The organism is Rhizobium sp. BK376 (assembly GCF_004341625.1).
Lineage (GTDB): Bacteria > Pseudomonadota > Alphaproteobacteria > Rhizobiales > Rhizobiaceae > Rhizobium.
The window spans coordinates 1-18,586 of record NZ_SLZG01000009.1 but is presented as its reverse complement, the minus strand read 5'-3'; the positions used below and the strand labels follow the sequence as shown (position 1 = coordinate 18,586).

The 18,586-nt window shown below is 60.0% G+C and carries 17 protein-coding genes and 1 other RNA gene; 8 read left to right on the top strand and 10 right to left on the bottom strand.

Annotated elements, in window-relative coordinates:
* Positions 1–25: 25 nt before the first annotated feature.
* From EV561_RS20760 to EV561_RS20720, 9 genes are all read right to left on the bottom strand, one after another.
* The gene (locus EV561_RS20760; protein ID WP_132524220.1) at positions 26–1,771 is read right to left on the bottom strand and encodes a penicillin-binding protein 2; all 1,746 of its coding nucleotides are present in this window, start codon (positions 1,769–1,771) and stop codon (positions 26–28) included.
* Entirely contained in the window at positions 1,771–2,289 is a 519-nt protein-coding gene (locus EV561_RS20755) for a hypothetical protein (RefSeq protein WP_132524219.1), read from the bottom strand. Before EV561_RS20755 ends, EV561_RS20760 begins: the two co-directional genes overlap by 1 nt.
* 1 nt (position 2,290) lies before the next feature.
* A complete protein-coding gene (gene rsmH, locus EV561_RS20750; protein WP_132524218.1) occupies positions 2,291–3,316 on the bottom strand; it encodes a 16S rRNA (cytosine(1402)-N(4))-methyltransferase RsmH in 1,026 nt (341 codons plus the stop codon).
* A 14-nt stretch (positions 3,317–3,330) separates the two neighbouring features.
* On the bottom strand, positions 3,331–3,771 hold the full coding sequence (gene mraZ / locus EV561_RS20745) for a division/cell wall cluster transcriptional repressor MraZ (RefSeq protein ID WP_245512804.1): 441 nt from the start codon (positions 3,769–3,771) through the stop codon (positions 3,331–3,333).
* A 417-nt stretch (positions 3,772–4,188) separates the two neighbouring features.
* Positions 4,189–4,589: RNase P RNA component class A (gene rnpB, locus EV561_RS20740), an RNA gene on the bottom strand.
* Between the two features lie 67 nt (positions 4,590–4,656).
* Positions 4,657–5,850, bottom strand: a complete 1,194-nt coding sequence (locus EV561_RS20735) for an FAD-dependent oxidoreductase (RefSeq protein WP_132524216.1) — start codon at positions 5,848–5,850, stop codon at positions 4,657–4,659.
* Between the two features lie 93 nt (positions 5,851–5,943).
* Positions 5,944–6,501, bottom strand: coding sequence for a transglycosylase SLT domain-containing protein (locus EV561_RS20730; protein WP_132524215.1), 558 nt, complete (start codon positions 6,499–6,501; stop codon positions 5,944–5,946).
* A gap of 277 nt (positions 6,502–6,778) precedes the next feature.
* Positions 6,779–7,540, bottom strand: coding sequence for an N-acetylmuramoyl-L-alanine amidase (locus EV561_RS20725; RefSeq protein WP_132524214.1), 762 nt, complete (start codon positions 7,538–7,540; stop codon positions 6,779–6,781).
* Positions 7,537–8,244, bottom strand: coding sequence for a DnaJ family molecular chaperone (locus tag EV561_RS20720; protein ID WP_132524213.1), 708 nt, complete (start codon positions 8,242–8,244; stop codon positions 7,537–7,539). The genes EV561_RS20725 and EV561_RS20720 overlap by 4 nt, the downstream gene beginning before the upstream one ends.
* A gap of 311 nt (positions 8,245–8,555) precedes the next feature.
* Here EV561_RS20720 and EV561_RS20715 point away from each other — a divergent pair, with 311 nt between their 5' ends.
* From EV561_RS20715 to EV561_RS20705, 3 genes are all read left to right on the top strand, one after another.
* Complete coding sequence (locus tag EV561_RS20715; RefSeq protein ID WP_132524212.1) at positions 8,556–9,767, top strand: pyrophosphate--fructose-6-phosphate 1-phosphotransferase; 1,212 nt, start codon at positions 8,556–8,558, stop codon at positions 9,765–9,767.
* A 58-nt stretch (positions 9,768–9,825) separates the two neighbouring features.
* Complete coding sequence (locus tag EV561_RS20710) at positions 9,826–10,461, top strand: LysE family translocator (protein ID WP_132524211.1); 636 nt, start codon at positions 9,826–9,828, stop codon at positions 10,459–10,461.
* A 458-nt stretch (positions 10,462–10,919) separates the two neighbouring features.
* The gene (locus EV561_RS20705) at positions 10,920–11,849 is read left to right on the top strand and encodes a lytic transglycosylase domain-containing protein (protein WP_245512802.1); all 930 of its coding nucleotides are present in this window, start codon (positions 10,920–10,922) and stop codon (positions 11,847–11,849) included.
* Positions 11,850–11,881: 32 nt separating this feature from the next.
* On the opposite strand, the gene EV561_RS20700 is transcribed toward EV561_RS20705, so the two are convergent.
* A complete protein-coding gene (locus EV561_RS20700; RefSeq protein ID WP_132524209.1) occupies positions 11,882–13,261 on the bottom strand; it encodes a serine hydrolase in 1,380 nt (459 codons plus the stop codon).
* Between the two features lie 187 nt (positions 13,262–13,448).
* Here EV561_RS20700 and EV561_RS20695 point away from each other — a divergent pair, with 187 nt between their 5' ends.
* The 5 genes from EV561_RS20695 to EV561_RS20675 all read left to right on the top strand — a co-directional run bounded on the left by EV561_RS20695 (position 13,449) and on the right by EV561_RS20675 (position 18,427).
* The gene (locus tag EV561_RS20695) at positions 13,449–14,696 is read left to right on the top strand and encodes a DUF3419 family protein (RefSeq protein WP_132524208.1); all 1,248 of its coding nucleotides are present in this window, start codon (positions 13,449–13,451) and stop codon (positions 14,694–14,696) included.
* A 23-nt stretch (positions 14,697–14,719) separates the two neighbouring features.
* Positions 14,720–15,367 carry a class I SAM-dependent methyltransferase gene (locus EV561_RS20690; protein WP_132524383.1) on the top strand — a complete coding sequence of 216 codons (648 nt, stop codon included), beginning with the start codon at positions 14,720–14,722 and terminating at the stop codon, positions 15,365–15,367.
* Between the two features lie 138 nt (positions 15,368–15,505).
* On the top strand, positions 15,506–16,300 hold the full coding sequence (locus tag EV561_RS20685) for a GH25 family lysozyme (protein WP_132524382.1): 795 nt from the start codon (positions 15,506–15,508) through the stop codon (positions 16,298–16,300).
* Positions 16,301–16,379: 79 nt separating this feature from the next.
* On the top strand, positions 16,380–17,624 hold the full coding sequence (locus EV561_RS20680; protein WP_132524207.1) for a lytic murein transglycosylase: 1,245 nt from the start codon (positions 16,380–16,382) through the stop codon (positions 17,622–17,624).
* A 146-nt stretch (positions 17,625–17,770) separates the two neighbouring features.
* Positions 17,771–18,427 (top strand): hypothetical protein, encoded by a 657-nt coding sequence (locus tag EV561_RS20675; protein WP_132524206.1) that lies wholly within the window; start codon positions 17,771–17,773, stop codon positions 18,425–18,427.
* Positions 18,428–18,586: the final 159 nt, after the last annotated feature.

Below are 18,586 nucleotides of genomic sequence, written 5' to 3'. Positions count from 1 at the left end.
AATCGGCCGTTTCATTCATTCATTCTCAATAAGACACCAGCAAGGCGGAGCTATCATCCCCGAACTTCGTCTGTACACCGAGAATCGAAGCAGCGCGCTGAATGATATCACGAGCAATGGGCGCTGCCGTATAGGCCGAAATCGTGCCGCCGTGCTCGCCCGTTTTCGGCTCGTCGCAGAATGTCAGGACCACATATTGCGGGTCGTCGATCGGGAAGGCCGCAAGGAAAGTATTGAAGTTCAGCGTATGCGAATAGCGGCCGTTGACGACCTTGTCGGCCGTCCCTGTCTTGCTGCCGACGTCGAAGCCCGGAACGCGCGCCGCCTTGCCCGAGCCCTTGGAGCCGTTGAAATCCAGCAGGAAGCGAATGTCGTCGCTCGTGCTCTTCTTCACCACCATCCTGGCAATCTGATCCGCCTCGTCGCGCGAACGCGGCAGGAAGGTCGGCTGGATCAGCCGGCCGCCATTGACGAGCGCGGCCCCTGCGACCGCCGTCTGCAGCGGTGTCGTCGAGACGCCGTGGCCGAAGGAGATCGTAATGGAGTTGATCTTCTTCCAGACATGCGGCTGGCTCGGCATCTTCACCTCGGGAAGCTCCGTGTCCAGCTTGGTTAGCAGGCCCATGCGCGTCAGGAACTCCTTGTGGACGTCTATGCCCATCAAGTCCGCGATCTTGGCCGTGCCGATATTCGACGAATACTGGAAGATTTCCGGAACGGTCAGCACCCGATGCTGGCCATGGAAGTCATGGATGGTAAAGCCGCCGATGCGGATCGGGTTGGTGGCGTCGAAGGCATCGCGCAGGGTCACCCTGCCTGAATCGAGCGCCATCGCCATCGTGAAGGTCTTGAAGGTCGACCCCATTTCGAACGTGCCGTTCGACATGCGGTTCAGCCAGCCCTCTTCGCCGCCGGCGGTCGGATCGTTCGGATCGAAATCGGGCGCCGAGGCCATGGCCAGCACTTCGCCGGTACGGGCATCAAGCACGACCGCGCCGGCGCCCTTTGCCTGGAAATTGGTGACCGCATTGGCGACGGCGTCACGAGCGATGTCCTGGACGCGCAGATCGATCGAGAGCTTGACCGGCTCCAGCGGCTGGTCGCTGGTCATGCCGACAGCGGCGAGATCGGCGAGCCCCTCGTCGTCGATATATCTCTCCATCCCGGCAACGCCGCGATTGTCGATGTTGACATAGCCGAGAATGTGCGCGGCAGTCGGACCGCCCGGATAGAAGCGGCGCTTCTCCGGCCTAAAACCGATGCCGGGAATGCCGAGCGCGAGAATCTGGCTCTGCTGCTTCGGCGTCAGCTGGCGACGCAGCCACTGGAAATGCGACTTGTTGGAAAGCTTGCGGTAGGTGCCCCTGGCATCGAGGTCGGGCAGGACGGTCTGCAGTTTCTCGACGGCCTCGTCCGCATCGACGATCTTGTTAGGTTCGGCAAAGAGGGAGACCGTGCGGATGTCCGTCGCCAGCAGCGCGCCGTTTCGATCGACGATGTCAGGCCGCGAGGCCATCAGGCGATCAGGCGGCAGGATGCTCGATGTCGTCTCCGGCTCTCTCATCGCGAATTCGACCAGACGGCCACCGATGACGCAGTAGATGACGCCGAAACTGGCGATCAGCAGGACGACGCGGCTCCTGGCCTGTTTCGCTTTACGCTTGCGAGAGCCCTCGACGGCAGACGCATATGCGTCGCTTGGGCGATTATCTACACCGGTCGAAAAATGTGCCTTGCTCTTCAGGATCATAATGCGAGAGAGAAAAGCCATCAGCGCTTCACCGATCCTGTTGAAATATTGTCCGTCTTGCCTGCCGGGCGCTTGATCAGCCCCGTCGCCTTGGCGACCGGCTTCGGCGCCGGCTTCGAAGCGACGTCGGCGATCACGGCGCGGATTTCCGCGTCGGTGGCATCGCCGTTCTTGGCGGCGAGACTTCCCTTAGTCGGCTTAGCCGGCGCAACATTCTTCGTATCCGCCACGACAGGCGGCGGAGGAAGCTGCGAACGCAGCATCGGCAATTCGTTTGGCTGGGCCAGCGATGTGGAAATAGTCGGCTGCAGCTTCAGATCGTCATTATAGATGTTGACGAGCTTCTCCAGCCGGTTTGGCTGGACCACCAGCGCCCAGTCCGCCTTCAGGAGCTCGATCGTATCCTTCTCGAGCTTGATCTCGGACTCGAGGTGATGAACCTCCTCGAGCTTTAGCTCGGCGCGATGCTTGATCGTATAGGTCACAGTCGCCGCTGCCGTCATGACGCCGATGAGCACGATGTCGAAGGTTCTCAGCATCCTAGGCTCCGAGCTTTCCGAGACTGGCGAGATTGGGCAGGTCGAAAATCGAAAGATCGGCGGCACCAGGCGCAGCCTGCGTCCGCAGGCCGGCACGCAGCTTGGCCGACCGAGCGCGCGGATTGGCCTCGGCCTCCGCCTCGCTCGCGCTTACCATCTGCTTTCCGATCGCCTCGAAGGTCGCCGCACGCTCGTGAACGACGGGCAGATGGCGCGAGCCGGAAGCGCGCCCCGAACGATCCGAGAAGAACTTCTTGACGATACGGTCCTCCAGCGAATGGAAGGTGACGACGACAAGCCGGCCGCCGGGCTTCAGCGACCGCTCGGCCGCAAAGAGTGCCTGCGCCAGTTCTCCCAGCTCGTCGTTGACAAAAACACGCAACGCCTGGAAGACGCGCGTTGCCGGATGGATCTTGTCCTTCATCTTGCGCGGCGTGACGATTTCGATGAGGCCTGCGAGATCGCGGGTCGTCTCGAACGGCTTCTCCGTGCGCTTCTTCTCGATTGCGTGCGCAATGCGCGGCGCCTGGCTTTCCTCGCCGAGAAAATGAAAAATGCGAATGAGATCGGCGACCTTGGCGCGGTTGACGACGTCAGCGGCCGATACGCCCGATGCCGACATGCGCATGTCGAGAGGGCCGTTCTTCTGGAAGGAAAATCCGCGCTCGGCCTCATCGATCTGCATCGAGGAGACGCCGATATCGAGCACGACACCGTCGAGACCGGCTTCGGGTGCATGGCTTGCAAGATCGGAGAACTGCGAATGAATGAGGGAAAGATGGCCGCCATGCGCAGCCACCATTTCCTGGCCTGCCGTGATCGCCGTCGGATCACGATCCAGCGCAATCACATCGGCACCTGCCGCCAGAATGGCCGAAGTATAGCCGCCGGCACCGAAGGTACCGTCGAGGATGATCTTGCCGGGCGCAGGCTGCAGCGCCTGCAGCACCTCGAAAAGAAGAACCGGAATGTGACGAACCGGTCCGCCACCGGCATCAGTAGAACCTCCGCCAGGATTCGCCACCATTCCGATTCCCCACCTCAGTTCGAGCGCCCACCCACCGGCCTGCGCCCCTCTCTTGCCTGCGACTGCCGCACCTGGAATTCCTCCGGGCGCCACAGCTGAAAATGATCCGCTCGACCTACGAAGGTCACCTCGTTCGTGATGCCGGTGAAATCCCGGATAAAATCCGTGACCATCAACCGACCCTCGGCGTCGAGCTTCATGAAGACCCCGCCCCCATGAATGAGGAGCGACATCTGATTTGCCTCCGGCGAAAAAGGATCCTCCGCCGCAATCTGACGCTCGAACCGATCCAGCAAGTCCAGGCCGCCGATGCTGATCGCCGGAAACACGAAATCCTGAAAGCAGTAAAGCTCCTGGATATTGCGCTCGGCCAGCACGGAACGGAACACCGAAGGCACGGAAACCCGCCCCTTGGCATCGATCCTGTTGGTCGCACTCGACAGGAAGCGGTTCATCACGCGAAACACCCGTTCCCAATGACTTCAGGGCAGCCATCCGCCCCTCAGCATCGTCAAAACCGGACACAGCTTCGCTAGCCGCAAGGGCGAATACCCTCTCGGCACTCCCGACCCGGGAGCCCTTTCCGCTTTGCGATGAATGGGCAGTGAATTGCCCCTGTGCAGTGTTGTTATGGGATACCATGGGACCATATGGGCGTCAATGGGACACGACCACACCGAAGCGGTCGCAGCTATGAATATTCATAAGCCGTTAAGTTTAACGAAAGGTTAGGATCAGCTTGGCGATCGCTCCGAAATGAGCTTCGCTTTGGAACCGCAAGGCCCTGTATTCAAAGGGAAAGGCCGCGAATTTCAGCGGGCTTTCCGAAGTTGCGCCGGAGGTCTGGTGACAACCACGGGGGCAAGAGATAATTCGCCAGTTGGCCTGTAAGCCGGGTTCTGTATGGCTCCGGTGCGAACCGGAACGTGGCAGCCATTCATCTGGGACGACGCTTGCGCGCCGCCTCGTGCAACCCACCCGGATGACCGGCCCGGAAACGGGCTGGAGCGCTTGCGCGCACCACGTCATCCCTATTCGGTTTTGCTCCCGGTGGGGTTTACCGTGCCGTCGCTGTTGCCAGAGACGCGGTGGGCTCTTACCCCACCCTTTCACCCTTACCCAATCCGATGGACCGGGCGGTTTGCTTTCTGTGGCACTTTCCCTGAGGTCGCCCTCGCCGGACGTTATCCGGCACCGTGTTTCCGTGGAGCCCGGACTTTCCTCCCCTCACCGCCTTTCGGCATTGGTGAAGCGCGGCTGCCCGGCCAACTGGCAGGGGCTCATTAGCCGAGACGAACCGCAATTGCCACCGAAATATGCCGGCTTCACGCCGGCATCCATCAATCGCGGAAATAGGCTGCAAAATCCGTTTTGTAGCCCTGATCCTTGATTCGACCCTCGAACAGCAGCTCGGCACCGAGCCTGCCGATCTCATCGGAGCTTTTCGCCGACGTCCCCGCACAGCCCGTCATGACCGCAATGCGCGGCGAAGACGTATAGGCGATCATCGGATAGGTGCTGCGCGAATAGGAGGTCACACAGGAGGCGGTCGATATGGAGAGCGGCTTGAGATCGGGTATCAGCTCGCGAATGATCCGGGTCAGATGCTCACGCACATGCGGACGGCCGTCGGTGCGGAACCAAGCGCGCAGCGCTTCATCGCTGTCCAGCTCGAAATCATCAGGATCGCCACCGATCTTGATATAGAGCTTGCCATCGGAATAGCGGATCGGCGGCAGCAGGTAGATGCTGTCGACAGGATTGGCATCCTCCGTGATGACAGACGGCATGCCGGCATATGCCTGCGCATCCTCTTCGCTGATCTCGAAATAGACGACCGTGCGGCCCCGAACCTTCATCTCAACTGGCTCAGCCAAGAGATTCTGCGTGATGGAGAATCCGCCCGCTGCCGAAAGCACCTTCTCCGCCCGATAGGTCTTTCCCTCGACCGTCGTCACCACGACCAGTCCATCCTCGTCGCGGATGCTCTTGACGATATCCTTGATGACAGTGGCGCCGGCCTTCTCGGCCAGTAGCGACTGCGCCTTCACCAGCCTGCGCGGGCTGATATGGCCGGCATTCCTGGGCTCGTAGACGCCTTCGCTTGCCTGGTCGAATGCGAAATAGGGAAACTTCGCCTTCAGCCCGCCATCGTCGAGAACGTCGATCCGCGCCTGCAGCTGCTGCGAGGCGTCAACGACGTCGGCGACGAAAGGATTGCTGCCGCCGCGCTTCGGCCCGACCAGAAGGCAGCCGGTCTCCGAGTAGAACTGGATACCGCTTTCCCGCTCGATCTCTGCGTAGCGCGCGATGGAGCGATTGGCGAGCCTTGCCCAATCAGCGTCCTGATCGATCGTACGGGTGATACGGCCTTCATCGTAATGGCTGGCAAAAACACCTGTGTGGTTCTTGCGGTCCTCCGGCTCATCCGGGCCGATGACTGCGACGCCATCCGTCTGCTTTGCCAGATGCCGTGCCGCTGCCGCCCCCATCATGCCGCGCCCGACGATGATGTATTTGAAATCCGCTGCCATGCTTCGCCCTCATCAATGTTTCGATTGGGATAGCATGGCAAACCATCGGATTCATCACTTTAAAGCAACCACGCAGCGCCTTGCTTTGACTCCTCAATCGAGAAGCGCCAGCACCTTGCCGCAATAGGCCTGCGAAACAGGATTCATGCGCGTCGCCGCATGGCCAGCATTGTATTTCAGGATGGTGTTGCAGGTCGGACCGCCGCCGAGCAGCTGCGCCTTGGCAAGGTAGAGCATGCCGTACTTGATGTTGGTTTCCGGATCGTAGAGCCCCTTGGCGGAGCCGCGATAGCCCATTAGCTTCGCCGTCGCCGGCTTGATCTGCATCAGGCCGATTTCGCCCGCGCTGCCGCGCTTCTTGGGATTGAAGTTGCTTTCGATATGAACCACCGCCGTGGCGAGCTCGACGGGCACGCCGTTGAGCTTGGCATATTGGCCGATCAGCTGCGAGTAAGGGGTGTCCATCGTGATCGTGACGCCGGGATTGAGAGCGGCCGTATTCACCGGTGAAGTAGCATAGCCCGTGCTACGGGTGACGACCTTGAGGGATTTCGTTTCGATCTTTTCCTGGCGAGGCCCTGCAAACGCACAATTGTACCCTGTCAGCAGCATGCCAATGCATGCCGCAGCCGCAATAATCAGTTTTTTCATGCAGTCTTTAGTCTCCGAGCGTGGGACAGCTGGAGAGCACACGACTTCTCCTGTTCGGACGCCAGCTTGGGAGCAGCCGGCATGCCGCAACGATCCCCGTTATTCGATTTACGGCCACACCCAGACAACAAAATTGGGTTGTGTGGCCGCCGTTAAGCGAGCGTCGTTAGACCATCGTAATGAGGAGATAATAGGGAAATGATGTGGCGGATCACGGCGTTAGCGATTTCTCAATCTTTTGCTGCCGTATCGCCTGTGGGAGAAGGCGCAACTTACGCTAAGCAAAGCGCGGCAGTGCAGACAGCAATCGATGCAGCGTATCGATCGTCGAAAAATCGGCGATTCCATCGACGCGTTCCTGCCGGAAATGCTGCTGGAATGCGATCAGCTCGCCTTCAAGCCGGTCGGAAAATTCGCCATTGATTTCCGTCCCGTAACCATAAATCGAAAGCATGGACTGTAGGGCTTCGATCGGCTGGCCGACGTCGCCCTTCTGGAAAAAACGACCGCCGGTGATCGGAGCCGGTTCCACCCAGTGGCCGACACCTGCCGCATGCAGTTTTCCCCAGGGAAACTTTTCGCCCGGATCGACCTTGCGAATGGGTGCTATATCGGAGTGACCAAGCACCCGCTCCGGCGCGATGGCCCAACGATCGCCGCAGTCGCGACACAATTCGATCACCGAATCTATCTGCGCAGCGGGGAAATCGGGCAGCCCGCCGGGATGGCCGGCATTGGCGATCTCGATCCCGATCGACATCGAATTGATGTCGCCCTCGTTCTGCCAGGTCCCCTTGCCCCCGTGCCATGCGCGACGCTCTTCCGGCACAAGCTGAAGGACGCGGCCATCCTCGTGGACAAAGTAATGGCTCGATACCTGGCTTTCCTCGCGACACAGCCAATCGAGCGCACCATCTGCGCTGCCCATGCCGGTGTAGTGAAGAAGGATCATATCGGGCTTGCGACCTGCCGCCCGCTCGCCGTGGTTCGGCGACGGCTGAACCGTCGCCTTGGCATAGTCGGCCTTGAAGCCAGTCATGCGGCCCGGCGTTCTTTCTCGATTTCGGCATAGGCTGCGTTGAGTGCCGCCATGCGCTCATTGGCGATGACATGGAACTCTTCCGGCACGCCACGCGACACGAGACGGTCGGGATGGTGTTCGTAGACCAACCCGTGATAACGGCGCCGGATCGTCTTGAAATCGTCCGACGGTGAAACGCCGAGCACCTTATAGGGATCACGGCCGACATGAACGTGGCGAGCCATGATCTGCTCGAACCGGCCCTCGTTCATCTTGAAGATCTCGGCGACATGCGCAAGGAACGCCAGTTCCTTCTCATGGATCGAGCCGTCGGCCTTGGCAATGTGGAACAGCCCGTCCAGCACGTCTTCGAGCACCGGGCAATTCTTCGCGCAGGTGACGCAAAGCGAAGAAAGCTTCTCGGCATAGGCCTCGTAGCCGGCAACGTCCTGGCGCGCCAGATTGTAAAGGCGGGCGACGTTCTTGGCCTGATCAGGGGGGAATTCGAAGATATCGCGGAACGCCTGGACCTCTTTTTCGGTGACAACGCCGTCCGCCTTCGCCATCTTGGCCGAAAGCGCGATGATCGCGACGGAGAAAGCCACCTTTCGGCGGGTCTCCGGATCACCTTCGAACAGCGTGCGTATAGCCTCTACCACCGACGACAATGCGTTGCCGGCGGTCTCGCTGACGGCGTTCAGCAATTTTTCCCAAAAAGACATGGCGCTTCGACCGCTCTCCTAATAAAGAACACCTTGACCAAATAATGGTTGCGATTGCAAGCAGTCCATTGGTCGCAAGTCCGAAAACACTTTTCACAAATTTGTAACGATGCGGCTTGGCTGGCCCATATTATAGAGCCCTTCCCCAGTGGAGTGAGAAGGTAGCAAGGGAATGCCTTCAGAGGCTCGCCTGCTTCTTTGCAGCGGATGAGCCGCTTTCTTAAATTCTTTACTTTACAGCCACCAATCCCTGTCGCATCCATGCGGGCATCACTGTCAAATGACGCAGTCGTGCTGCTCTAGGAGGGACTATGGCCAAACAGAAAGTCGCAATGCTCACCGCTGGCGGACTGGCGCCCTGCCTCTCTTCCGCGGTCGGTGGCCTTATCGAGCGCTACAGCGACGTGGCGCCGGATATCGAAATGGTCGCCTATCGCTCCGGCTACCAGGGCGTCCTGCTCGGCGACAGCATCAAGATCACCCCGGCCATGCGCGAGAAAGCGCATCTGCTGCACCGCTACGGCGGCTCGCCCATCGGCAACAGCCGCGTGAAGCTCACCAACGCCGCCGACCTCGTCAAGCGCGGCATGGTCAAGGAAGGGGAAAACCCGCTGAGGGTCGCCGCTGAGCGCCTCGCCTCCGACGGCATCACCATTCTCCACACGATCGGCGGCGACGACACCAACACCACGGCGGCCGACCTTGCCGCCTATCTCGGCGCCAACGGCTACGACCTGACCGTCGTCGGCCTGCCGAAGACGGTCGACAACGACGTCGTGCCGATCCGCCAGTCGCTCGGCGCCTGGACGGCGGCCGAAGTCGGCGCTCACTTCTTCGACAACGTCAGCAACGAGCAGACGGCGGCGCCGCGCACGCTGGTGATTCATGAAGTCATGGGCCGCCATTGCGGCTGGCTGACAGCAGCAACTGCCCGCGCCTATATCCAGAAGACGAATTCCTACGAATATGCCGAAGGCTTCATGATGAGTGCCGAGTTGAAGAACATCGACGGCATCTATCTGCCGGAAATGGCCTTCAACATAGAAGAGGAAGCAGACCGCCTGAAGGCGATCATGGAAAAGACCGGCCATGTTACCCTCTTCGTCTCTGAGGGTGCAGCCCTCGACGCCATCGTTTCCGAGCGTGAAGCCGCCGGTGAAACCATCAAGCGCGACGCATTCGGCCATGTGAAGATCGACACGATCAATGTCGGCAACTGGTTCCAGAAGCAGTTCGCCGGCCTGATCGGCGCCGAACGCTCGATGGTGCAGAAGTCGGGCTACTTCGCCCGCTCCGCGCCGGCGAACGGCGAAGATTTGCGACTCATCCAGGGGATGGTCGATCTCGCAGTCGAAAGCGCCCTTAATAAAGTGTCCGGCGTTACCGGCCACGACGAAGGCCAGAACGGCAAGCTGCGCACCATCGAATTCCCGCGCATCAAGGGCGGAAAGCATTTCGACATATCCGTCAAATGGTTCGCCGATGTGATGGCGCATGTGGGTCAAAAATACCGGGAAGCATGATTGACGGATCATAAAGACGATGTCTTTGCTGGCGGCGAATAGGAATTAGGAGGATTCCATGCCGATCGAAACGTGGCTCGCTTTCGCCGCCGCATCCGCCATCATGCTGGCCATTCCAGGCCCGACCATTCTCCTCGTGGTCTCCTACGCGCTCGGTCACGGCCGCAAGACGGCTCTTGCGACGGTGACCGGCGTGACGCTTGGCGATTTTACCGCCATGACGGCCTCGCTGGCGGGCCTCGGCGCGCTGCTTGCCGCCTCTGCGTCGCTGTTTACGATTCTTAAGATGATCGGCGCTGCCTACCTCGTTTTCCTCGGCGTTAAGCTTTGGAGGGCCCCAATTGTTACAGGGCCGATAGGCGACAATGACAACCTTCCAGAGGAAAAACCCCTCAAGATCTTGGTGCACGCTTACATTGTAACGGCACTCAATCCCAAGAGCATCGTCTTCTTCATTGCCTTCGTGCCGCAGTTCCTCGACCTCAACAGGCCGTTCATCCCGCAAACCATTGCTTTGGAAGCAACTTTCCTCACCCTGGCGGCGCTGAATTCGCTGGTTTACGTCTTTGTGGCGGACATGGCGCGGGGCGTTATCCGCAAGGCCAGCGTGCAGCGCGCCGTCAACCGGACAGGCGGAACGCTCCTGATCGCAGCCGGCGCCGTCACCGCCGGATACCGTAGAATGGCCGCCTGAACGCCTTGCCTGCTTGCGGCCCGTTCACGAATAGGTTAATGGGGGATTTATTAATTTATTGTCCCTGTGACTGAATTGCATCGCCGGGGGGCGAGATTTTCGAAAGTGACAGAATGGTAGCGATCGGATTTTCCAGCCTGAAGCGCAGCGTCGCGATGTCAGCGATCCTGTGCGGTGCGCTCGCCGGGTGCGCAAGCACCCAGCAGCAGTCGTCCCAGGCAGGACTTTCGCCGGCACAATCCAACATGCCGCATCCGGTTACCGGTTCGGCTGTAGACGGAAATACCGCACTCCCCGGTGTGTCCAACACAGCTGCGACAGGTACAGCTGTCGCAGGCGCCCCCACTAACCCAGCCCAACCGGCAACACTTGCAGCGCAGCCTGCAACGCTCGCAGGGCAGCCGGCGGTGGCCACGGCACAGCCGGCCTCATCCGCAGTCTTGTCGAAGTCTGATCGCCTGCCGCAGGCAACGACTGCCGTACAGCAAACCGGAAGGCTTCAACCGCAAGCCGGCCAGCCGGTGCAACCGGGACAGCCCCAGGTCGCTCAGGACCGCTTCGGCCAGCAGCCCACAGCCCAGCAGCAGATGTCAGCCAACCAGGGCCAGGCGGCGATTGCAGCCGTAACGGGCACGCCCGGCGCCCAGCCCTCCGCTTCTGCCGCCTATGCCGCATCGGACGAGCCGGTCATCCCGTCCGTAGTCGCTATCCCCATCCCGAATCCAGCGCGCCCGGGGGAAACAGCCTCCATGCAGGCTCTGGCGGCGCAGAATAGTGCTGAAGATCAGTCGCCGATCCCGCTTACGCCGGAAATGGTGGCGATCCAGTCCGTCATTCCCATTCCGCGGCCTGATCAGGGCAACACCATTCCGGTCACCGAAGTCGCCTATGCGACTCCTGCCCCTCAGCTCGGCTATGTCGACAGCCGCCCGCATTATGATTTCAACTTCGACACGTCCGGGCCGACCGTCGTTCCAGCGGTTCTCAGCGAATCGTATAATGACGATGACGCGGTGGTCTCTCCGGCCGAGAAGAACTTCATCGGTCGGCTCATTCAGAAATACGCCAAGCTCTACGAAGTACCGGAATCGCTGATCCATCGCGTCGTGCACCGCGAGAGCCGCTATAATCCATCGGCATACAACAAAGCCGGATATTTCGGCCTGATGCAGATCAAGTACAATACCGCGAAGTCGATGGGCTACCAGGGCCCGCCAAAGGGTCTCCTCGACGCCGAAACCAACATCAAATATGCAGCCAAGTACCTTCGCGGCGCATGGATGGTTTCGGACAACAAGCCTGACAATGCCGTTGCCCTATATGCTCGTGGCTACTACATGGATGCCAAGAACAAGGGCATGAGCGATATCGCAAACGGCGATTACTAATCCCCTCAGCCGCTTTTGGATTGAACGCCGGTTCAGGTTTTGACCGGCGCTAGTACATCCAGGACCTTCTTCACCAGCAATTGCGGCCGGTAGCCCAGATGGCCCGGCGTAAGACCCAGCCTGACGACGACGACGTTGGCCGACGGCACGATCGCGATCGTCTGCCCGTCGTGACCCGTCATCCAGAACGTATCTTCCGGCAACCCGAATTGACGGTTAGATCCGCCCGGGCCGCTAAGCCAGGCCTGGACCTGTGTGTAGATGCCGTTCGAGGTGGGCGTCGGCGTGCGCATGGCGCCGACGAAACCCTCCGGCAGCAGCCGCTGGCCGTGCCAGACCCCGTCCTGCAGCAGGAACTGTCCAAAGCGTGCCCAGTCGCGCGCCGTCGCATAGAGATAGGAGCCGCCGACGAAGGTGCCGTCCTCATCCGTCTCCAACACCGCGCTGGTCATGCCGAGCGGCGCAAACAGCGCGTCGTGCGGAAAGGCGATGGCAGCGGTCTTGTTGGCGAATCGGTTCATCCATATTCGCGACAGAAGAACGGCCGTCCCGGTCGAGTAATTGAAATGTGTGCCGGGTGGCGAGGTCTGCTTTGCAGCGGCCGGCAGCGACGCCATATCCGGCGAGAGAAACAGCATGCGGGTAACATCGGTGACCGACCCGTAGTCCTCGTTGAAGGCAAGACCACTTTCCATGCCGAGCAGATCGCTCAGCCGGATGCGGTTGCGCTGATCATTATGCCATTGAGGCAGCAGATCCTGATCGTCGAAGGACATACGGCCGGCCAGCATCAGGCGACCGATGATCGCGGCGTTGACCGTCTTCGTCATCGACCAGCCAATCAGCGGGGTTTCGGCGCTGAATCCGTCCCCATAGGCTTCGCCCACGATTCGCCCGTCCTTGACCACGACGACGGCGCGCATGGCCGGCCCCGCGAGATCCTTGTTCTTCAACAGGCTGGAAACCGGATCGTCGGCATCGACGCCAACATGCCCGCCATCCGGCCAGGGCTCATCACTTTCAGCAACGGACGTCTCTTCCAACATGGGCGGGCTATGGGCCGCGCGGATATCGCCATCCGGCACGCTGACGCAGCCGAGCGCCCCACGATAAACTGCATAATTCGGCGCGAAGAGCCCCAGGATTCGCGCGGTGACGATCCCCTCCTCCCGGTCGACGGAAACACGAATGAGCTTCAGCGCCGGATTGCCCGGCGCCTGGACATCCTGCGCAAGCACGGTTGCGGCGTCACGCCCCGCGATGAAAACATTGGAACAGACGATCTTGGCGGCGTAACCGTCACCTATCCGCAGGAGTGCCGGAGGGGCCAACGCCAACCACGCCACCGCACCAACAATAACGAGCAGCAATATAATTACCGCTCCGCGGACAACCTTCGAAATCCATCGCATGCCATATTTCCTCTGAACGGCCAGAGACAATCAGGAAAACGACGGATGTTAAAGAGCAAACTCGTTCAAAACCGCGCGAACTCATCCATGTCGCAATCAGATAAGCCGATACCAACAGGCCGCGTCATCAGACTGTAGCATTGGCGGGTTACACGCGCTGAACCTGACAAAACGGTGACAGACTCATATGACAGAATTTGCCCCCGATGCCGGTTTCCGCAAGAATCGGAAACTGAAGGATGCCCTCCTCCAGCACAAAGCGCTTTCCAAGGCCGGCCTCTCCGAGCGCCTGTTTGGCCTGCTGTTTTCTGGTCTCGTTTATCCGCAGATCTGGGAAGATCCGGATATCGACATGGAAGCGATGGAGCTCCAGCCGCATCACCGCATAGCGACGATCGGTTCCGGCGGCTGCAACATGCTGGCTTATCTGTCGAAAGGCCCCGCTTCGATCGACGTGGTGGACCTCAATCCACACCACATCGCGCTGAACCGGCTGAAGCTTGCCGCATTTCGCCTGATGCCAGATCATGCCGATCTGGTGCGCTTCTTTGCGACACCTGGCGTCAAGACCAATACGGCCGCCTTCGATCGCTTTGTCGCCCCTGGTCTCGATGAGGCAACGCTGGGCTACTGGAACGGCCGCGACATGTACGGCCGCCGCCGCGTTACGGTCTTCACCCGCAACATCTACAAGACCGGCCTTCTCGGTCGCTTCATCGGCGCCGCTCATGTGCTGGCCCGCCTGCATGGCGTCAAGCTTGCCGGCATGACGCAGGCGCGCACGATGCGCGAACAGCGCCAGTTCTTCGACGATCAGATCGCGCCGATCTTCGACCGCCCGATGGTCCGCTGGCTGCTCGGCCGCAAGAGCTCGCTTTTCGGTCTCGGCATTCCGCCGCAGCAGTATGACGAGCTCGCAAGCCTTGCCGGCGACGACTCGATTTCGGCTGTGCTGAGATATCGTCTAGAAAAGCTCGCCTGCCATTTCCCGATGAACGACAATTATTTCGCCTGGCAGGCCTTCGCGCGTCGCTACGCAAGCCAGCATGAAGGCCCGCTGCCGACCTATCTGAAGCCGGAGCACTATCCGGCGATCCGCGCCAATGCCGAACGCGTCACCGTCCATCATCTGAACTTCACGGAAATGCTGGCTGCAAAGCCTGCAGCCTCCATGGACCGCTACATCCTTCTGGATGCACAGGACTGGATGACGGATGCGCAGCTCAACGACGTCTGGGCCGAGATCAGCCGGACGGCACGTGAAGGCGCTCGTGTGATTTTCCGAACCGCTGCTGAAAAGAGCATTATCGAAGGCCGCCTGTCGCCGGCTATCCGCGATCAGTGGGTCTATTTCGAAGAACGCTCTCAGGAACTCAACATCCGCGATCGCTCGGCGATCTACGGCGGCTTCCATATTTACGGGAAAAAAGCGTGAGCCAGGCGGACACAAGTGCCAAGATGAATGGCGACAACCATGCTGGCCTTATGGACGGCATGTATCGCTACCAGCGGCACATCTATGACGTGACCCGCAAATACTACCTGTTCGGCCGCGACCGCACCATTCAGAATCTGAATGTTCCGTTCGGCGGCTCGCTTCTCGAAGTCGGCTGCGGCACGGGCCGCAACCTCCTCTTTGCCCATCGCCAGTTTCCGTCGGCCAAGCTTTACGGGCTCGATATCTCTCAGGAGATGCTGATCTCGGCCCGGAACACCTTTCGCGGCATGAAACAGATGCCGGATTTCCGCGTTGCCGATGCGACCGCCTTCACGGCGCAGGATTTCGGCACCGACGGCTTCGACCGTATCATGATCCCTTATGCGCTCTCGATGATCCCGGAATGGCAGCGCGCGGTTGACGCCGCTCTGGCGGCTCTCGCGCCCGGCGGCGAGCTCCATATCGTCGATTTTGGCCAGCAGGAGCGCCTGCCGCGCTGGTTCCGGTCGATGCTGCAATCCTGGCTGCGCAAGTTCCATGTGACGCCACGCGCCGACCTGCGCACAGTGCTCGGAGCGGCGGCAAAAGCGCACAACGCAAGGCTGACATTCGAGGAAATCGGGGGCGGATATGCCTGGCGAGCGGTTATTATTACCAATCGCTCATAATTCGCTTGAAAATAACCGATTTTTTACATTGATATGGTGAAAACGAGGTTACTGCCTCGTTTTCTCGACTAGGGGATTCGCAAAGTCACGGAAGCCAACGTGGGGCAGCAAGATCACTCGCGCCAGTACGGGATATTCATGCGCCGGCTTCTGTTCTGCTTATTGCCGCTCGTCATGCTCCTGAATAGCTGCACATCGGCCTATGACCTCATGCCGACCGCAGCGATCAAGCCTAAGACGCGCTTCCACGATACGAAGCCGCAGGACTTCGGCCCCGATCATCCCGAGAAGCGTCCGATCCACGGCATCGACATTTCCAAATGGCAGGGTGATATCAACTGGGCGACCGTAAGGTCTTCAGGCGTCGCCTTTGCCTTCATCAAGGCGACCGAGGGCAAGGATATGATCGATCCGCGCTTCCTCGAATATTCGCAGGAAGCGCGCGCAGCCGGCATCCCCAGCGCGCCCTATCATTTCTACTATTTCTGCTCCACGGCCGACGAACAGGCCGACTGGTTCATCCGCAACGTGCCGAAGGCGTCAATGACGCTGCCGCCGGTACTCGACGTCGAATGGAACAACGAGTCGAAAACCTGCCGATTCCGGCCCGATCCTTTGACCGTCCGCGCTCAGCTCCAGCGCTTCATGGACAGGCTCGAGGCCTATTACGGCATGCGGCCGATCATCTACACGTCCGTGGACTTCCACCGCGACAATCTCGTCGGCTATTTCCAGGATTATCATTTCTGGGTTCGCTCGGTCGCCAAGCATCCGACGGTCACCTATGCCGACCGCCGCTGGGCCTTCTGGCAATATACGTCGACAGGCGTCATCCCCGGCATCAAGGGCCCGACTGACATCAACGTCTTCGCCGGTTCGGAGAAAAACTGGCACAATTGGGTGGCTGCTGTGACAAAGAGCGGAAATTCTTAAGTTCATCGAGAATTACTTCTTGCTTCGGTCACAATCTTCTGGAAAAGCGACCCCATCCCGTCAGCAAAGAGGATTGTCCATGGACCGTTTAACCATTCGACGCACCGCATTCGCGATCATGCTTGCCTCGGCATTATCGGGTGTAGCCGTCGCTCAGGACGCATCTTCAACGGCAGCCCCGGCGGGCGCCGATGCGAACGCGCCCAAGGCTCCCTGCGGCGGTGATCTCTCCGCCTTCCTCGCCGGCGTCAAGACGGAAGCCGTTACTGCGGGCACAAGCCCTGAGGCCGTCGACCGCACCTTTGCAGGCGTCCAGATCGACCAGAAGACCCTGTCCATGGACCGCGCCCAGGGCGTCTTCAAGCAGACTTTCCTCGAATTCTCCCAGCGGGCGGTCAGCCAGGCGCGGCTCGATATCGGCCGCAAGAAAATGCAGCAATATGCTGATGTCTTTGCCAAGGCCGAGAAGGATTACGGCGTGCCCGCCGGCGTCATCACCGCCTTCTGGGGACTGGAAACCGATTTCGGCGCCGTCCAGGGCAATTTCAATATCCGCAATTCGCTTGTGACGCTTTCCCACGATTGCCGCCGGCCTGATTTCTTCCGTCCGCAGCTTATCGCGCTCACGAAGCTAGTTGAGCTCGGCGATGTCGATCCGGCAACGACCACAGGCGCATGGGCCGGCGAAATCGGCCAGACGCAGCTCGTGCCCAAGGTTATCCTCACTTACGGCGAAGATGGTGATGGCGATGGCCACATCAAGCTCAAGGAAAGCGCTCCTGACGTCATCCTGACGACCGCCAAGTTCATCCAGAGCCTCGGCTTCCAGCGCGGCCAACCCTGGCTTCAGGAAGTCACCTTGCCCGCCAGCCTGCCCTACGAGAAATCGGGTATTGGCGGTACGATGACAGCGGCGGACTGGTTCAATCTCGGTGTGAAGCCCCGCGACGGCAATACGTCCTTCGGCAACCTGCAGACCGCTCTGATCCTGCCCCAGGGCCGCATGGGACCTGCCTTCCTGACCTATCCCAACTTCAACGCATACCTGGCATGGAACCAGTCGTTCATCTACACGACATCGGCCGCCTACTTTGCGACGCGTCTTTCCGGAGCACCCGGTTATGACAAGGGCACGCCCGAGCAGGGTCTGAGCGATGTCGACATGAAGGCGCTGCAGACCAAGCTGCAGGCGCGCGGCTACGATGTCGGCGAGATCGACGGCATCCTCGGCTCCGGCACCCGCGTCGCCATCCAGAAAGAGCAGCAGCGCCTGGGCCTTCCCGCAGACGGATGGGCGACGCAATCGCTGCTGAAGGCGCTCTGAGGCGCAGATAGCCGCCATGAAACAATCGCGCTAACTGTGGATCGCTCTTACAGCCGACGTAAAATTTACATCGCTGACACCAATTAGATAGATGACTGTCTTGTAGGCAGTCATCTGATTGCGGCGGTTAATTTGCGGAGGGGTTCGTGGGGCTCGATCTTGTTGTGGAAGGTTGCGCGAAGGCTGGGTGTGAATCGGAGTGGCGGCGGCTTGTTGAAAAAGCCTTTTCGACAAGCAAGGACCCGGCGCCCCCGTTATCAGATGCAGAGAATGCTCGATTCAACGAGATCAGCATTGCCGGTTACAAACGCATTGGCGCTCCGTGCGTAGGCAGTGATCCTGCCGCGGATGCATGGATCCTCGAAGCGAGGCAGGCGAGCACAGCCGAGGAAATCGCGCAGACCCTAAAAGAGTTCGACGGATATCACGTCCTGAGGCTTTTGAAATGCGATGGCGTGCCGATCTATTCAAACGGCGGCATGTATGATGGGGTTGATGAAACCAGCTTCCGTGGCGCTTTCCTCGAGACTTGCCGCAGCGTGATTGATCATGAATTGTTGCAGGCAGCCTGGGAGCACAAGCTTCCCGAGACGGCAATTGACTACGGAAAAGCACTTCTGACGGCGGCGGACGCGGCCGAAAAGACCCCGCTGCAGGTACGCGGAGGCTTCCTGTCGCGCATCGGTCTTAGGAAGTCGGCAGCGCCCTTGCCGCTGTCTGAACAGCTCGACATCGTACGCGCCGCGGGGCGCTGGTTTGTTTTCTGGGGTGAACGCGGCCATCCCATCCGAGCCTATTTCTGACGATGACAGATACTTGATGACTGGGCCGAGCGGCCACCCTTTTTGTTTTTACCTGGGTGCTTCGGATCGTGTCCATTGGAGTGGTGTAGCTGACGGCTGATTGCCGTGCTTTCCGACGTCGGGTCGGAGGGGATGTCAGCGTGCCACAGCGGGCAGACT

Coding starts and splice junctions, on each gene's coding strand:
- EV561_RS20695 (WP_132524208.1), top strand. CDS start 13,449: ATGACAGAATTTGCCCCCGATGCCGGTTTCCGCAAGAATCGGAAACTG.
- EV561_RS20735 (WP_132524216.1), bottom strand. CDS start 5,850: ATGGCAGCGGATTTCAAATACATCATCGTCGGGCGCGGCATGATGGGG.
- mraZ (WP_245512804.1), bottom strand. CDS start 3,771: ATGAACCGCTTCCTGTCGAGTGCGACCAACAGGATCGATGCCAAGGGG.
- EV561_RS20685 (WP_132524382.1), top strand. CDS start 15,506: ATGCGCCGGCTTCTGTTCTGCTTATTGCCGCTCGTCATGCTCCTGAAT.
- EV561_RS20755 (WP_132524219.1), bottom strand. CDS start 2,289: ATGCTGAGAACCTTCGACATCGTGCTCATCGGCGTCATGACGGCAGCG.
- EV561_RS20730 (WP_132524215.1), bottom strand. CDS start 6,501: ATGAAAAAACTGATTATTGCGGCTGCGGCATGCATTGGCATGCTGCTG.
- rsmH (WP_132524218.1), bottom strand. CDS start 3,316: ATGGTGGCGAATCCTGGCGGAGGTTCTACTGATGCCGGTGGCGGACCG.
- EV561_RS20690 (WP_132524383.1), top strand. CDS start 14,720: ATGAATGGCGACAACCATGCTGGCCTTATGGACGGCATGTATCGCTAC.
- EV561_RS20720 (WP_132524213.1), bottom strand. CDS start 8,244: ATGTCTTTTTGGGAAAAATTGCTGAACGCCGTCAGCGAGACCGCCGGC.
- EV561_RS20710 (WP_132524211.1), top strand. CDS start 9,826: ATGCCGATCGAAACGTGGCTCGCTTTCGCCGCCGCATCCGCCATCATG.
- EV561_RS20700 (WP_132524209.1), bottom strand. CDS start 13,261: ATGCGATGGATTTCGAAGGTTGTCCGCGGAGCGGTAATTATATTGCTG.
- EV561_RS20715 (WP_132524212.1), top strand. CDS start 8,556: ATGGCCAAACAGAAAGTCGCAATGCTCACCGCTGGCGGACTGGCGCCC.
- EV561_RS20725 (WP_132524214.1), bottom strand. CDS start 7,540: ATGACTGGCTTCAAGGCCGACTATGCCAAGGCGACGGTTCAGCCGTCG.
- EV561_RS20760 (WP_132524220.1), bottom strand. CDS start 1,771: ATGGCTTTTCTCTCTCGCATTATGATCCTGAAGAGCAAGGCACATTTT.
- EV561_RS20680 (WP_132524207.1), top strand. CDS start 16,380: ATGGACCGTTTAACCATTCGACGCACCGCATTCGCGATCATGCTTGCC.